A 14,422-nucleotide genomic window follows, 5' to 3' on the forward strand; every position below is an offset into this window, starting at 1 on the left:
GCGCATGAGCGGCGAGCAGAAGTATAAGGAGGGGGACGGCCCCTTCCTCCAATGGGAGGCCTCCAACCGGGACGAGCTGCTGGTCTTCACCGACCGCCAGCAGTGCTACAAGGCCCGCCTCAGCGACTTCGACGACGCCAAGGCCAGCGTGCTGGGCGACTACCTGCCCACCAAGCTGGGCATGGATGCGGAGGAAACCTTCCTCTGGGCCTGCATCACCGCCGATTATTCCGGGCACCTGCTGTTCTTTTTCCAAAACGGCAAGGCCGCCCGGGTGGAGCTTTCCGCCTACCAGACCCAGACCCGGCGCAAGCGCCTGACCGGCGCCTACTGCGACAAATCCCCGCTGGCGGCGGCCTACCTGCTCCAGGAGGACATGGAGATGGCGGTATACTCCACCGAGGGCCGCGCGGTCATCTTCCACACCGCCTGCCTCAACCCCAAGTCCACCCGCAGCACCCAGGGCGTGAACATCATGACCCTCAAGCCCAAGTGGCGCGTGGAGTCCGCCCTGCCCCTGGATCAGACCCCCATCGTCAACGCCGCCCGCTATCGGGCCCGCTCCCTCCCCGTAGCCGGGGCCCTGCTCCGGGAGGAGGACCGCGGGGAGCAGCAGATGACGCTGCTGGACTGATCCGCATCTGCCCGTTCCAACCGTTCGCCGTTCAAGGGAGGTCTTGTATGAAGAAGGCGCTTAAGCGGTATCTCATCCCCTATCTCTGGATCACCCTGGCCTCCGCCGTGTATGCGGTGGGCTTCAACTGGTGCTATGTGCCCAACCAGATCGGTTTCGGCGGCATCACCGGCGTGGGGCAGATCGTCAACCACCTGCTGCCCTGGGCCCCCATCGGCACGGTGGTCATCCTGCTGAACATCCCCCTGTTCCTGCTGGGCTGGAAGCTGCTGGGCGGGCATCTGCTGGTATCCTCGCTGTTTGCGATGGTGGTCTCTTCGCTGATGATCGACCTGCTCACGGCGCTCTACACCTTCCAGCCCATGGAGCCGCTGCTGGCCTGTATCTTCGGCGGCGTGCTCATGGGGGCCTCTCTGGGCGTGGTCTTCCTTCAGGGCGCCACCACCGGCGGCACCGATCTGATCGCCCGGCTGCTGAAGCTGAAATTTGCCTGGCTGCCCATGGGCAAGCTGCTCATGGCCATCGATCTGGTGGTCATCGTGGCGGTGGCTCTGGCCTTCCGCAGCCTGGGTTCCGCTCTGTACGGACTGGTGGCCCTGTATATCTCCTCCATCGTGATGGATGGAGTGCTTTACGGCCTGGACAACGCCAAGGTGGCCTATATCATCAGCGACCGGTATCAGGCCATCTGCGACGCCATCATCCATGACATCGACCGGGGCGTGACCATCCTGCAGGGCGTGGGGGCTTATTCCGGCACGGAGAAAAAGGTGCTGCTGGTGGCCTTCAAGCAAAAGCAGATCGTGGCCCTGAAGCGGGCCGTGAAAGAGATCGACCCCGCCGCCTTCCTCATCGTCTGCGAGGCCCACGAGGTGCTGGGGGATGGATTCCGGGAGTACAAGCAGAACGATCTTTGACGGTCCGGGGGGCGGCACAGGGGCCGCGATCCCCCCTTGTCTGAACGAATCGCCGCCGCAGGGGCGGCTGAGGGCACGGCCCTGCCCGCACAACCGGCCCATCGGAAAGGAGCGCTGTTTATGCCCGACTATGAAACGCTCCGCGCCAATCTGGAGCGGCGCGGTTTTGACGTGACGTATTTTGAAACGGCCGCCCAGGCCGCCGACTACTTAGACCGGAAACTCGACGGCAAGACCGTGGGCCACGGCGGGGCGCTGACCCTGACGGAAATGGGCCTGCCCGAACGGCTGTCCTCCCACGCCGCCGTGTTCAGCCACTGGTCGGGCGGCACCTTCCAGCAGGCCGCCGCCGCGCCCATCTACCTGACCTCGGTGAACGCGCTGGCCGAGACCGGGGAACTCGTCAACATCGACGGGACCGGCAACCGGGTGGCCTCCACCCTTTTCGGCCATGAGGAGGTCTACTTTATCGTGGGGGCCAACAAGATCGCTCCGGACTACGACTCCGCCCTCTGGCGGGCCCGGAACATCGCCTCCCCCAAAAACGCACGGCGGCTGCACAAGAAGACCCCCTGCGCCGCCAGGGGGGAGCGCTGTTACGACTGCAGCAGCCCTGAGCGCATCTGCCGGGCCCTGGTCGTGCTGTGGGAGAAGCCCGGCGGGATTGGCCGGGCGGAGGTGGTCCTGGTAAACGAGGCCCTGGGCTTCTGAACCGAAGAAGGGAGCGGGTATGAAGAAACGGATCTTGGCGCTGCTGCTGGCGTTCTGCCTGCTGCTCTCCGGCTGCGCTTCCTTGCTGGAGCGCCCCTATACCGTGGTGGAGCCCCACACCGAGCAGCCCGCTGTGGGCGAGGACCCCTCCACCCTGCGGGTGGAGAGCTATTCCGAGCTGGTAGGTGCCGTGCTGTACCTGGTCTCCCAGTGCCAGGAGGAGGGGCGGGTGCAGCTGGTGGACTACGACGGGGACGTGGAAGACGCCCTGAACCGCGCCTGCCTGGAGGTGGCGCGGGAAGACCCGTTGGGGGCCTATGCGGTGGACTTCATCAAGAACGACTACACCCGCATCCTCACCACCTACGAGGCCAACATCTATATCTCCTACCGCCGCACCCCGGAACAGATCCGCGCCCTGGTGAACGTCACCGGGGCCAGCGCCATCCGCCGGGAGGTGGGGGAGGCGCTCTCCGCGTTCCAGGGCGAGCTGGCCCTGCGGGTGGCATACTTTGTCGGAGACGCCGCCTCCATCGCCGAGCTGGTGCACCAGGCCTACTATGACACCCCCGCCGCCGCCCTGGGCATGCCGGCGGTGGAGATCGCCCTCTATCCGGACACGGGGATCCAGCGTATCGTGGAGATCCTTTTGACCTATCCCGGAGATGCGGAGGCCCTCCGGCGGAAAAGCGCGGAGCTGACCGACGCCGCCCAGGCCCTTGTGCTTCCGCTTCAGGCCCAGCGCTATAGCCAGAACGGCCGTCTGGGCCTGCTGATGGATCTGCTGCCTCAGCTGGCGGCGGAGCGTGCCCCCTCGGGGGCGGACGGCTCCGCCCACAGCACCGCCTGGGACGCCCTGTGCGGCGGCGGGGCGGACAGCGAGGGGCTGGCCCTTGCGGTACAGCTTCTGTGCGACCAGATGGAGCTGCCCTGCGCGGTCACGGAGGGGACGCTGGCCGGGGAGGCACGGTTTTGGAACACCATCACCGTCAATGCCGTGGAATACCAGCTGGACGCCTTTGCGGACGAGCCCGCGCCCCGCAGCAGCACGGATTTCGCCGCCCTCGGCTACGCCTGGGAGGGCCAGCCGGAAGCAGGCGGGATCATTCCCGCAGAAAATTCTAAAATTGAGACTTGACAGCGGCGGCGGTATTGGCTATAATATTTTTCGTCGCCGCAGGTGTAGCTCATCTGGTAGAGCGCCACCTTGCCAAGGTGGAGGTAGCGAGTTCGAGCCTCGTCACCTGCTCCATAAAAAACCTCTCCGCATTCGGCGGAGAGGTTTTTTTCATAAGCGACGGCCCCGGAGGGCGCATCCAAAAGCCGGGTCTCTCCCGCGGGCGGGGCGCGGTACCGCGCTTCTCCCCTGCATCCGTCCGGCGGAGCGCCGCCGGCCCATTCCATTCCGAGGAGGCGGTCCCATGGCAAGCAAATTGGTCCAGTCGCTGGGCGCTGCGGTCGCGGCCCAGGTGCCGGAGCACCCGGAGCGGGCGCGGGCGCTGCTGCGCACGGCCTATCGTTTGGTTGGCTTCCAGATGCGCCATCTGCCGCCCAAAACGGTACCGGGCGCCCGCTGTTACATGCAGGGGGCCACCGCCCGTTCCATGGTCTGCGCCCTGGACAAGCCCGGCCAGGCGGCTTGTGTGAGCATCTTTTTGCCCTGCGAGATCCTCCACGCCCTGGGGATCCCCCCCGTGCTGCCCGAGGGGCTGTCCTGCTATCTGGTCTCCACCGCCGCCGAGCGCCCGTTTATCGCCGCCGCCGAGGACCACGGCGTACCGGAGAGCTACTGCTCCTATCATAAGATTTTGCTGGGCCTGGCGGAGAGCGGCGTGATGCCGCCGCCCCGCTTCGTGCTCAGCACCTCTCTGGCGTGCGACGCCAATCAGCTCTCCTTCCGCCGGGCGGCCCAGCGGTGGGGCGTGCCCCACTTCACCGTGGATGTGCCCTGGGAGGATTCGCCTCAGGCGGTGGCCTATGTGGCGCAGCAGCTGCGGCAGATGGCCGCTTTTGTGGCGGAGCATACCGGCCGCGCCCTGTCGGAGGAGGCCCTCCGCCAGGCGCTGGAGCGCTCCGGCCGCACCCTGGCCCACTACCGGCGCTACCTGGAGGAGCGGGCCGTGCGCCATGTCTCTGACGAGATGACCTCCGAGATGCTCTCCGTCTTCGCCCTGCACAGCATGCTGGGCTCTCCCGAGGCGGAGGAATACGCCCGCCGCCTGGCCGACCAGGTGGCCGCCCTGCCCCGCGCCTTCCGCGGCAAGCGTCTGGTGTGGGCCCACACGCTGCCCCACTGGCAGGACGCGCTGCGGGAGATCCTGAATTTCAGCGACCGGGTCGAGATCGTCGCCTGCGACATGGCCTGCGATTTTGGGGAAGCGCCCGACCCGGCGCACCCCTATGAATCCATGGCCCGGCGCCTGCTGGGCAGCTGCTTCAACGGAGGGGCCCGGCGCCGGGTGGAGCGGGTGCTGGAGCTGGCCCGGCGCCTGCATGCCGACGGGGTGGTCTGGTTCTGCCACTGGGGCTGCAAGCAGACCTCCGGCGCGTCTCAGCTGGCCCGGCAGACGCTGGAGGCGGCGGGCTTTCCCACCCTGGTGCTGGACGGGGACGGCTGCGACGCGGGCAACGCCAACGACGGCCAGATGGTCACCCGGCTCCAGGCCTTTTTGGAACAGTTGGAGGGCAGAGCATGAAACCGCTTGGATACACCTGTAAATACACGCCCCTGGAGCTGCTGGAGGCTCTGGGCGGCCATCCCGTGCTGCTGAATCAGGAGTCCTGCGGCTTTCCATACGCCGAGCGCGTGACCCACAACCAGTTCTGCTGTCACGCCAAGGCGGTGCTGGAGGAGTGCCGCCGGACGGGCCTTCGGGAGCTGGTGCTGGTCAACTGCTGCGACTGCATCCGCCGGGTATACGACGTATTGGAGGCGGCGGGGGAGCTGGACTTTCTCTATCTGCTGGATCTGCCCCATCACGCAGACGGCTGCTCCCGGGCCCTGCTGAAGGACGGGCTGGAGCGCCTGGCGGCGGCCTACGCCGCCTACCGGGGGACCCGGTTCGATCCCGCCGCGTTCCGCGCCGCCTTTTCTCCCGCCCCCGCGCTGCCGGAGGGGGATTTTCTGGCGGTGACCGGGGCCCGGGCCGGGGCCGGCCTGCTGGAGACGCTGCGGCGCCGCTCTCCCCTTCCGGTGGCCGACCTGACCTGCGGCGGGCACCGCAGCCTTCCCCCGCCGCCCGAAGGGCTGGAGGGTCCGGGGCTGCTGGACTGGTATGCCGGGGCTCTGCTGGGACAGCTGCCCTGTATGCGCATGAACGAGATCGGCCGCCGGAGCGAACTGCTGGAGCAGCCGCGCCTGCGGGGGATCCTTTATCATACCGTCAAATTCTGCGACTATTACTCCTTTGAGTACGAGGCCCTGCGCAGCCGGACGTCCCTTCCCCTGCTCAAGTTGGAGACCGACTTCACCCCACAGGGGGACGGACAGCTCTCCACCCGTCTGGAGGCCTTTGCGGAACAGCTGAACCTGCGGGGCGCCCCGGCGGTGCATACCGCCCGGCGGGGGCGCCGCTATGTGGCGGGCATCGACAGCGGCTCCACCACCACCAACCTGGCGGTCCTGGACCTGGAGGGCAGCCTCCGTGCCAGCGCCATCGTGCGTACCGGCCCCAAGGCCCGGCAGGGGGCGGAAAAGGCGCTGGCCGCCCTGGAGGGGATCGGTCTGGACGATCTGGCCGCCGTGGTGGCCACCGGCTATGGCCGCAGCCACATCCCCTTTGCCACCGGGCAGGTCACCGAGATCACCTGCCACGCCCGGGGGGCCCATCATCTGCACCCCCAGGCGCGCTGTGTGATCGATATCGGCGGGCAGGACAGCAAGGTCATCTGCCTGGACGAGGACGGCGGGGTGAAAAACTTTGTCATGAACGACAAATGTGCCGCCGGCACCGGCCGTTTTCTGGAGATGATGGCCCGTGTGCTGGAGGTGGAACTTGCGGAGATGGGGACGCTTGGCCTGCGCTGGGAAACGGACCTGACCATCTCCAGCATCTGCACGGTCTTTGCCGAATCCGAGGTGGTCTCCCTGATCGCGGACAACCACAGCGCCGCCGACATCGTCCACGGGCTCAACCGGTCGGTGGCCGTCAAGACCGCCGCCCTGGTCCAGCGCGCCGGAGGACGCGGGCCCTATCTGATGACCGGCGGCGTGGCCCGCAACCAGGGCGTGGTGCAGGCGCTGGAGGAGCGTCTGGGCGCGCCGCTGTGGATCGGGGATACCCCCGACCTGTGCGGCGCTCTGGGCGCCGCCCTGTTTGCCCTGGACCATGTCACGGACAAAGGCGGCCCGGCCTGACCGGCCGGACCGCCTTGCTTTCCCAGTTACTCCTGCTGCCGGGGCGGGATGGTGGGCAGGGAGTCGTCCTCCCGCACCCAATCCTCCACATGGACCACATTGTACTCGGCCTTGGTATCCCGAATGACCACCCGCTGGATGCCCGCGTTGATGATGAGGCGGCGGCACATGGAGCAGGAGGTGGACCCGGCGATGAGCGCGCCGGTGGCCGGATCCTTGCAGGCCATATACAGCGTGGCCCCCATGGTCTCGCTGCGGGCGGCGGAGATGATGGCGTTGGCCTCCGCATGGACGGAGCGGCACAGCTCATACCGCTGGCCGGAGGGGATCTTCAGGGCCTCCCGGGTGCAGTAGTTCAGGTCCACGCAGTTCTTCCGGCCCCGGGGCGCGCCGTTGTAGCCGGTGGCAATGATCTCGTCGTTGCGCACGATGATGGCCCCGTAGCACCGGCGCAGGCAGGTGGAGCGCTCGGCCACGGTCTCGGCGATGTCCAGATAGTAATTTTCCTTGTCGATACGTCCCATAGCGGACCTCCATGCTTACTTTTTTTCTCAGTATAGCGGCTTTTCTTCCGCTGCGCAAGCACAATTCACATTTTGTTTACGCTTTCTTCCTTGACGGCGGGGCAAACTGGCGCTATCATTGTCCTGTTAAGGATTCCGTAAGAAACACCATAGCAAATAAACAGAAGGAGACGAGCTGTATTTCATGATCATGAATATGCTGCGAAGGCTGATGTACGGTCGATACGGCGGCGACCAGCTCTCCTTTTTCCTTCTGGTGGTCTATCTGATCCTGAGTCTGTTGTCGGGCCTGCGCTATCTGGCGTTCCTGCAATGGATCGCCCTGGCGGTGCTGGTATGGGACTTGTACCGGATGTTTTCCCGCAGGATTGACAAGCGACGGGCGGAGAACGCCAGATTTCTGCAGTTTGCCGGGCCGGTCATCCGCTGGTGCAAAATGCGCCGCACCATCTGCCGGGACAAGGAGCACCGCTACTTCAAGTGCCCCAACTGCGGACAATACCTGCGGGTGCCCCGGGGCAAGGGAAAGATCACCGTGAACTGCCGCAACTGCGGCGTAAGCTTTGAGGAGACCAGCTGAAACGAAACAATCCGGGGCCGCGCGATGGCGCGGCCCCGGATTTGTTTTGCTTCGGCTCAGCCGTGGAAGAAAAGGCCCCAGCCCAAAAAGCCCAGGCAGGCCACCACACCGGTAAAAATCAGCACGATGACCAGGTAACCCATGATGTTGCGCGCCTTCAGACCGGCGATGCCCAGCGCGGGCAAGGCCCAGAAGGGCTGGATCATATTGGTCCACTGGTCGCCCCAGGCGATGGCCATGGCGGCGCGGCCGTATTCCACGCCCATTTCGGTGGCGGCGGGCATAACGATGGGGGCCTGCACCGCCCACTGGCCTCCGCCGGAGGGTACGAAGAAGTTGATGATGCCGGCCGACAGGAAGGTCAGCACCGGGAAGGTCACGTTGTTGGAGATGTTGGTGAAGAAGTCGGCGATAATACCGGCCAGGGATACGCCAAGCTGGTTTTCGGCCACCATCAGGCCCATGATGCCGGCATAGAAGGGGAACTGCAGCAAAATGCCCGCGGCGCCGCCCGCGGCATCGGCGATGGCGTCCACATATCTGCGCAGGTCGCCGTGCAGCAGGATGCCCAGGAACATGAAGATCATGTTGACGATGTTCAGGTCCAGATTGAAGCCCTTGGTCGCAAAGTGATACACGATGTAGGCGAAGCCAAGCACCAGAGTGATGAACCACAGGACCTTGTTGTGCTCGATCCGCTCGGCGGGCGTGTCGATCGCGTAAGTACGCTCCTCGTCCTCCACCAGCAGGGAGGGGTCCACGGTAATGGTATGGGCCGTGTCGGGATGCATCGCGTAGTTGACCAACGGCATGACCAGCAGGATCACGGCTACCATGAGCAGGTTCATCGGGTGGAAGATCGTGGTGCTGGTAGGCGCCCGATACACGACCCCCAGGATCTCGGTACCGGTCTCGGCGCCCATTTGCAGCGGGATGGAGCCGGACAGGCCCGCATGCCAGATCACGAAGCCGGAGTAGGCGGAGGCGATGAGCAGCGGATAGTCCACGTCACGGACGCGGCGGGCCACCTCCTTGGCCAGCAGGGCGCCCGCGATGAGGCCGAAGCCCCAGTTGAGCCAGCAGCAGATGGTGGAGACGAAGGTTGTGATCAGGATCGCGCTCTTCTTGTCTTTGGCCAGGCTGGCAATGGCGCCCAGCGCCCGTTTGCAGATCTTGGCGGAAGCCATGGCGGAACCCAGCACCAGCACCAGCGCCATCTGCATGGAGAAAGACAGCAGGCCCCAGAACCCCTTGGAGTTGCCCCAGGCGTTGACCAGCGCCACAGGCCCCTGCTGCGTGCCGATCATGGCGGCGATGAACACCACGATCGTCAGGATAATGGCGAACAGGAACGGGTCCGGCAGCCACCGGTTGACGATACGGACGCAGCCATTGGTGAATTTCTTGAACATAATACTCCCCCTTGCCTTTCACATGTTTGGATGAAAAAAGCTACGATCCTATTATATCCATTGTTAAAATTTTGTCAATATATTTTGAATATTTTGTGAACGTGAAAATTATTTCCAGACATGTTCCCTATTTGCCCACACAAAACCGTTCGAAGATCCGCGCGGTCACATCCTCCCGGATGCTGGCGCCGGTAAGCTCTCCCAGCGCGGAAAGGCCCTGCTCCACATCGGTGAGCACGGCGTCGGCCGTCACGCCCGCCGCCAAGGCGGTCTGCGCCCGTTCCACGCTCTCCAGTGCCCGCCGGGCGGCGGCGGCCTGCCGGGCGTTGGTCAGCAGCTCTCCCGCACCCTGATCCCCGCCGGTGGGGAACAGCTCCGCGACCTGCCCGGCCAGGCGGTCCAGCCCTTCCCCGGTGGCGGCGCTGACCACGCAGAGGCGGCCGAACCGCCGCTTCAGCCTCTCCAGATCCACCGCCAGCGGCAGGTCGGACTTGTTGACCAGGCAGATCACCCGGGGCGCCGCGGCCGCCTGCTCCATGGCCTGCTCATCCTCCACGGTCAGGGGGGCGGAGCCGTCCAGCACCAGCAGCGCCAGCTCCGCAGCGGCCAGGGCGCAGCGGCTGCGCTCCACGCCCAGCCGCTCCACCGTATCCTCCGTCTCCCGCAGTCCCGCCGTATCGATGAGCCGGAGCACCACGCCGCCCAGACGGCAGCGCTCCTCCACCGTATCCCGGGTGGTGCCGGGCACGTCTGTGACGATGGCCCGCTCGTAGCCCACCAGCGCGTTGAGCAGAGAGGATTTCCCCGCATTGGGCCGCCCCGCCAGCACGCAGGGCACGCCGCCGCAGATATACCGCCCCCGGTCATAGGTGGCCAGCAGGCCCTCCAGCGCCTCCCGGGCCCGGTCCAGCGCGCCGCCAATGGTCTCAGAACGGAAGGGGTCGATCTCCTCGTCCGGATAGTCCAGTACCGCGTGAAAGTGGGCCAGTACGTCCACCAGGCCGTCGTAGACGGCCCGCACCCGCCTCCCCAGCACGCCGGAGAGCTGTCCGGCAGCCTGCCGCACGGCGGCGGGCGTCTCCGCATCCACCAGGTCCGCCACCGCTTCCGCCTGGGTCAGGTCCAGCCGGCCATGGAGAAAGGCCCGTTTGGTAAACTCCCCCGGCAGCGCCTGCCGGGCCCCCTGGCGGAACAGGGACTCCAACCCCAGGGAGAGCACCATGGGGGAGCCGTGACACTGTACTTCCGCGGTATCCTCCCCGGTATAGCTGTGGGGCGCGCGGGAAATCGTGGCCAGGGCCTGATCGATGACCGACCCGTCCGGCCCCAGCAGGGCTCCGTAGATCAGCCTGCGGTCCTGCTGCTCCGCCAGGGGAAGCCCGCTGGCCGGGCGAAAGACCGCCGAGGCGGCGGCAATGGCGCCGTCGCCGGACAGCCGCAGGATCCCGATGGCCCCGGGCGCCGGGGCGGTGGCGATGGCGGCAATGGTATCGGACATGGGAAACACCCCTTTCTCTTCCCGTCGTGCTTCTTCATCTTCCAGGGACTGGTAGACGTAAAACTTTGTGGATTCCGCCGTTGATTTTTTTCTTGACTTCTTTTATGTCAACTTATCTTTGCATAACCGCCGGAATTTTCAGGGTCTGCACCGTTGTGGAAAACCCTGTGGAAAATGTGGAAAACCTCATGAACGGTGGATTTACAAAAATTTTACCAAAATAAGGCGCTGCATATTCCCCTGTATAATGCCCGTCAAAAGAATATTACGTTTTTTCCTATGACTGGCAGGAGCCGAACGTGTCCTCCCGTCCCCGAAGGGCGGGCGCGGGGGCGCAGGGGTCCTGTTTTCTAATTCTGCCGGAACACGTGCTGGTCGGTAAGCTTGAGCAGCTCCAAAACGCTTTCGAATTCCTGCCGCTCCCCGCTGTCCAGCCATTCCAGATAGCCCTGCCAGGTGGTATTGCGGCGTGTGACGACCGACAGGAGGAAGGTCGTCACCTGCCCGGCGGCGGCGGCTACCTCCCCGGCCGGGATCCCGTCCTCCACCCCCAGGGCGGCAGGGGGCTGCTGCTCCATTTTACCGGGCACAAAAGTGCGCACCCGCTGAAAGGCCTGGGGAAAATTCTGGGCGTCCAGCACCGCCTCCACCTGGAGCAGCAAATCTCCGATATCGGTGAACACGATGGGGCGGACCAGCCGCTGACCAAAGACCCGGCCGCTGATGCGGCCCTGCTCGGCACGGTCCACGCATACCCGCAGGGCGGCGGAGTTATGGTTAAGTCGGATGGACATAAGGCACGCCTCCTTTTAGACTTGGGCACTGAGCCGCTTTTGCAGCCACTCAGGGTTCATACAATAGCGCAGGGCCTCGGCCGGGGCGATCCGTCCGGCCTGGGCCAGCTTCAGGATGCTCTGATCCAGGGTGATCATTCCCTGGGCCGCGCTCTGGGCGATGACGTTGTCCAGCTGGTGGGCCTTGGATTCCCGGATCAGATTGCGCACGGCGTTGTTTGCCGTCATCACTTCGAACGCCGGCACCAGCGTCCCGTCCACAGCCGGGATCAGCGTCTGGGACACGACCCCCTCCAGCACCAGCGCGATCTGGGTACGGATCTGCCCCTGCTGTTCCGGCGGGAAAGAATCCACGATGCGGTCGATGGTGTTGGCCGCGCCGATGGTATGCAGGGTGGAGATGACCAGGTGCCCCGTCTCGGCGGCGGTAACGGCGGCCCGGATGGTCTCCGCGTCCCGCATCTCCCCCAGCAGGATGATATCGGGCGCCTCCCGCAGCGCCGCCCGCAGCGCGGCGTCATAACTGCGGGTATCGGTGGACAGCTCCCGCTGGGTGACCACGCTCTTTTTGTGCTGGTGGAGGTATTCAATGGGGTCCTCGATGGTGATCACATGGGCGTTGCGGGTGGAGTTCACCTGGTCCACGATACAGGCCAGCGTCGTGGTCTTGCCGCTGCCCGCCGGACCGGTAAAAAGCACCAGCCCCCTGGGGCAGGAGGCGAAGGCCATCACGTTGTCCGGGATGCCCAGAGCCGTGCGGTCGGGCAGGGTAAAGGAGACCACCCGCACCACCGCCCCCAAGCTGCCCCGCTGCTTGAGGGCGTTGACCCGAAAACGGGACAAGCCGGGCAGCGCAAAGGAGAAGTCGTCGTCCCCGGTCTGGAGCAGAAGGGCCATATCCCGCTCCCCCGCCAGGCGGTAGAGCCCCTCCAGCAGTCCGGCGGTGTCCGCCGGGCCCAGGCGCTCCCCCTCCCGGAGGATGACCCCGTTGATCTTATAGGCCACCGGCAGGCCGGCGATGAGCAGCACGTCGGACGCGCCCCGCTCCACCGCCTGCCGCAGCAGCTGCAGCAGTTCCATGGCACCTCTTCCTTCCAAAGGTTCTCGGATGAGCCCGTCCGTCCTCCGGTATCCCGTCCCAGACCGGCAGGGTCTCGTCCAGCTCCGCCTCCGCGGCCACGGTGCGCCAGTCCAGGATCTCCACCTCCCCGTCTGCGCGGCGCGCCAGGCGCAGGTACAGGGACTGATATTTCGTCACGGGGATCGTGGCCTCCAGCATATCCTCCTGCCCGGCGGCGAACGCCTCATAGCAACGGACTGCCTGAGCGTCGGCGGCGTAATAGGCCTGGACCGTATCGGCGTTGCGGCGGGACAGGGCCAGATCCGCCCGGGCGCTGGACAGGGTCAGGGCGGCGAACACCGCCAGACACAGTACCAGCAGTACCGTTAAGATGGAGATGACGCCCACGCCGATGGGCGAGGTCTGCTTATCCAAGGCAGCGCACCCCCTCCAGCGTGTAGACCAGCGCGCCGTCGGCATAGACGGCGATATCCAGCGCGTCCCCCGACACGGTAAGGACACCGGTGAGACCGCTCCCGTCCTGCGCAGGCCACGCGGGCCGTACGCCGGTGGCGCGCCACTGCTCTGCGATGGTCTGGGCCGCGTAGACCGCCTCGGTCAGGCGCCGGCTCTCCCGGCTCATGCCTCTGGCGTGGAGCAGCAGTCCCGCGCACACCGCCGCGCACACGGCGAAAAGGAACAGGTCCAGCACCAGCTCGGTGAGAAACAGGTGGGTCCGCCTCATACCGTCCCCTCCTGTTCCACCCCGCAGCGGGGACACAGCGTGACGGTACGCCCCGCCGCCGCGATGGTGAGCCGTCCCCCGCCGCACGCCAGCTCCAGCCGCTCCAGCGGCAGCACGTCCACTCCGTCCGCAGGGGAGAGTTCCAGCCCGTCTTCCATATACAGCTCCCGGAGCTGCCCTTCATAGCAGTAGAGGATGGTGACATACCCCTCCTCCCGCAGGAAGAGGGCGTCGGAATCGCCAAAGCGCCCTACGGACACTCCCCCGGGCGCGTCGCTCCGGCGGACCTGATTGACCAGATAGGACAGCGCGGTACGCTGGGCATAGGTCTCATCCGCCTGGGCCGCAACGGCGCGGTATACCCCGCCGGACAGCAGGGTCAGCCCCATGGCCAGCAGGAAAAACAGGGCGCACAGCACCAGCACCAGGCTGGACCGGGCGCTGCGGCCAAACGCTTTCATCCGATTATGCCCCCTCCGTCCCAAACCGATCCGGCTTACCCTGTGGGCAGCACAGTGATATCAGGCATCAGATTGGAGGCAATATACCGGTAATCCACAAAATAGCGGCCTTCGTCCACGGATACGCCGTAATATTCCTCCAGATAATCCACCCCCGCGGGGTAAAAGCCCTCCAGGGCATAACACTGCACCGCCGCGCGGCGGATGGACTGTTCCGCCAGTTCCAGTCCTTCCCGGCCGGCCCGCCCGCCCAGGCTGCGGGCCGCCAGCAGAAGGGCCAGGGGGACCAGCGCCAGCAGAAGGGCCAGCGGCAATCCCCGGCGCAGGACAGGCCCTCTGCGCGCCATAGGCTACCCCCCCACCGCGGAGAGCACCCCCAGCAGGGGGAGCATCACCGACAAAAGCACCAGGGCCACCGCTGCGCACAGGGCCGCCACCAGAGCGTATTCGAACCGGCCGAGCAGCTGTTCCAGCGCCTCGTCGGCCTCCTGCCGGCAGCGTTGGGAAAGCTCCTCCATGGCCTGGTCGGTGCGCCCGGCCCGCTCGCCGGCGGACAGCAGTCCCGCCGAAAGTCCGGAGAGGACGCCCGCCTGCTCCACCGCCTTGCGGAAGGGCTCCCCCTGCTCCATCCGCGCCCGGCAGTCGGCCAGGGGCGCGGCCAGAGGGGAGCCTGCCAACAGACCGGCGGTGCGCTCCATGGCCTCGTCCAGCGGCACGCCGCTGGAGAGC

At 65.9% G+C, this 14,422-nt stretch carries 16 protein-coding genes, 1 tRNA gene and 1 pseudogene; 8 read left to right on the forward strand and 10 right to left on the reverse strand.

Annotated features, from left to right (window positions below; genetic code table 11):
- From MR825_RS13980 to MR825_RS14010, 7 genes and pseudogenes are all read left to right on the forward strand, one after another.
- Positions 1-634 (forward strand): annotated as a pseudogene (locus MR825_RS13980) (topoisomerase IV); the annotation flags it as partial.
- A gap of 47 nt (positions 635-681) precedes the next feature.
- Positions 682-1,551 carry a YitT family protein gene (locus tag MR825_RS13985; protein WP_186906722.1) on the forward strand — a complete coding sequence of 290 codons (870 nt, stop codon included), beginning with the start codon at positions 682-684 and terminating at the stop codon, positions 1,549-1,551.
- Between the two features lie 120 nt (positions 1,552-1,671).
- Positions 1,672-2,262 (forward strand): lactate utilization protein, encoded by a 591-nt coding sequence (locus MR825_RS13990; protein ID WP_287881252.1) that lies wholly within the window; start codon positions 1,672-1,674, stop codon positions 2,260-2,262.
- A 19-nt stretch (positions 2,263-2,281) separates the two neighbouring features.
- Complete coding sequence (locus tag MR825_RS13995) at positions 2,282-3,400, forward strand: hypothetical protein (RefSeq protein ID WP_287881253.1); 1,119 nt, start codon at positions 2,282-2,284, stop codon at positions 3,398-3,400.
- Between the two features lie 38 nt (positions 3,401-3,438).
- Positions 3,439-3,514: transfer RNA gene (locus MR825_RS14000), tRNA-Gly, on the forward strand.
- Positions 3,515-3,683: 169 nt separating this feature from the next.
- The gene (locus MR825_RS14005) at positions 3,684-4,958 is read left to right on the forward strand and encodes a 2-hydroxyacyl-CoA dehydratase subunit D (RefSeq protein WP_287881255.1); all 1,275 of its coding nucleotides are present in this window, start codon (positions 3,684-3,686) and stop codon (positions 4,956-4,958) included.
- Complete coding sequence (locus tag MR825_RS14010; protein ID WP_287881257.1) at positions 4,955-6,619, forward strand: acyl-CoA dehydratase activase; 1,665 nt, start codon at positions 4,955-4,957, stop codon at positions 6,617-6,619. Before MR825_RS14005 ends, MR825_RS14010 begins: the two co-directional genes overlap by 4 nt.
- 26 nt (positions 6,620-6,645) lie before the next feature.
- Here MR825_RS14010 and MR825_RS14015 read toward each other — a convergent pair whose 3' ends face one another.
- Positions 6,646-7,143, reverse strand: coding sequence for a deoxycytidylate deaminase (locus MR825_RS14015; protein ID WP_186906717.1), 498 nt, complete (start codon positions 7,141-7,143; stop codon positions 6,646-6,648).
- Between the two features lie 184 nt (positions 7,144-7,327).
- Here MR825_RS14015 and MR825_RS14020 point away from each other — a divergent pair, with 184 nt between their 5' ends.
- Entirely contained in the window at positions 7,328-7,723 is a 396-nt protein-coding gene (locus tag MR825_RS14020) for a hypothetical protein (RefSeq protein ID WP_186906716.1), read from the forward strand.
- Positions 7,724-7,779: 56 nt separating this feature from the next.
- Here MR825_RS14020 and MR825_RS14025 read toward each other — a convergent pair whose 3' ends face one another.
- The 9 genes from MR825_RS14025 to MR825_RS14065 all read right to left on the reverse strand — a co-directional run.
- Positions 7,780-9,135 (reverse strand): short-chain fatty acid transporter, encoded by a 1,356-nt coding sequence (locus tag MR825_RS14025; RefSeq protein ID WP_186906715.1) that lies wholly within the window; start codon positions 9,133-9,135, stop codon positions 7,780-7,782.
- A 127-nt stretch (positions 9,136-9,262) separates the two neighbouring features.
- Complete coding sequence (gene mnmE / locus MR825_RS14030) at positions 9,263-10,633, reverse strand: tRNA uridine-5-carboxymethylaminomethyl(34) synthesis GTPase MnmE (protein ID WP_186906714.1); 1,371 nt, start codon at positions 10,631-10,633, stop codon at positions 9,263-9,265.
- Positions 10,634-10,983: 350 nt separating this feature from the next.
- Entirely contained in the window at positions 10,984-11,427 is a 444-nt protein-coding gene (locus MR825_RS14035; RefSeq protein WP_186906713.1) for a hypothetical protein, read from the reverse strand.
- A 15-nt stretch (positions 11,428-11,442) separates the two neighbouring features.
- Positions 11,443-12,507 (reverse strand): type IV pilus twitching motility protein PilT, encoded by a 1,065-nt coding sequence (locus MR825_RS14040; protein ID WP_186906712.1) that lies wholly within the window; start codon positions 12,505-12,507, stop codon positions 11,443-11,445.
- The gene (locus MR825_RS14045) at positions 12,422-12,922 is read right to left on the reverse strand and encodes a hypothetical protein (protein ID WP_186906711.1); all 501 of its coding nucleotides are present in this window, start codon (positions 12,920-12,922) and stop codon (positions 12,422-12,424) included. Before MR825_RS14045 ends, MR825_RS14040 begins: the two co-directional genes overlap by 86 nt.
- The gene (locus MR825_RS14050) at positions 12,915-13,232 is read right to left on the reverse strand and encodes a hypothetical protein (RefSeq protein ID WP_186906710.1); all 318 of its coding nucleotides are present in this window, start codon (positions 13,230-13,232) and stop codon (positions 12,915-12,917) included. Before MR825_RS14050 ends, MR825_RS14045 begins: the two co-directional genes overlap by 8 nt.
- On the reverse strand, positions 13,229-13,693 hold the full coding sequence (locus MR825_RS14055) for a DUF4860 domain-containing protein (protein ID WP_186906709.1): 465 nt from the start codon (positions 13,691-13,693) through the stop codon (positions 13,229-13,231). The genes MR825_RS14050 and MR825_RS14055 overlap by 4 nt, the downstream gene beginning before the upstream one ends.
- Positions 13,694-13,728: 35 nt before the next feature.
- Complete coding sequence (locus MR825_RS14060; protein ID WP_186906708.1) at positions 13,729-14,040, reverse strand: hypothetical protein; 312 nt, start codon at positions 14,038-14,040, stop codon at positions 13,729-13,731.
- 3 nt (positions 14,041-14,043) lie between these two features.
- A partial coding sequence (locus tag MR825_RS14065; protein WP_287881262.1) for a type II secretion system F family protein occupies positions 14,044-14,422 on the reverse strand: 379 nt, incomplete at its 5' end.

The organism is Lawsonibacter sp., assembly GCF_022777125.1.
GTDB classification, from domain to species: Bacteria; Bacillota; Clostridia; order Oscillospirales; family Oscillospiraceae; genus Lawsonibacter_A; species Lawsonibacter_A hominis.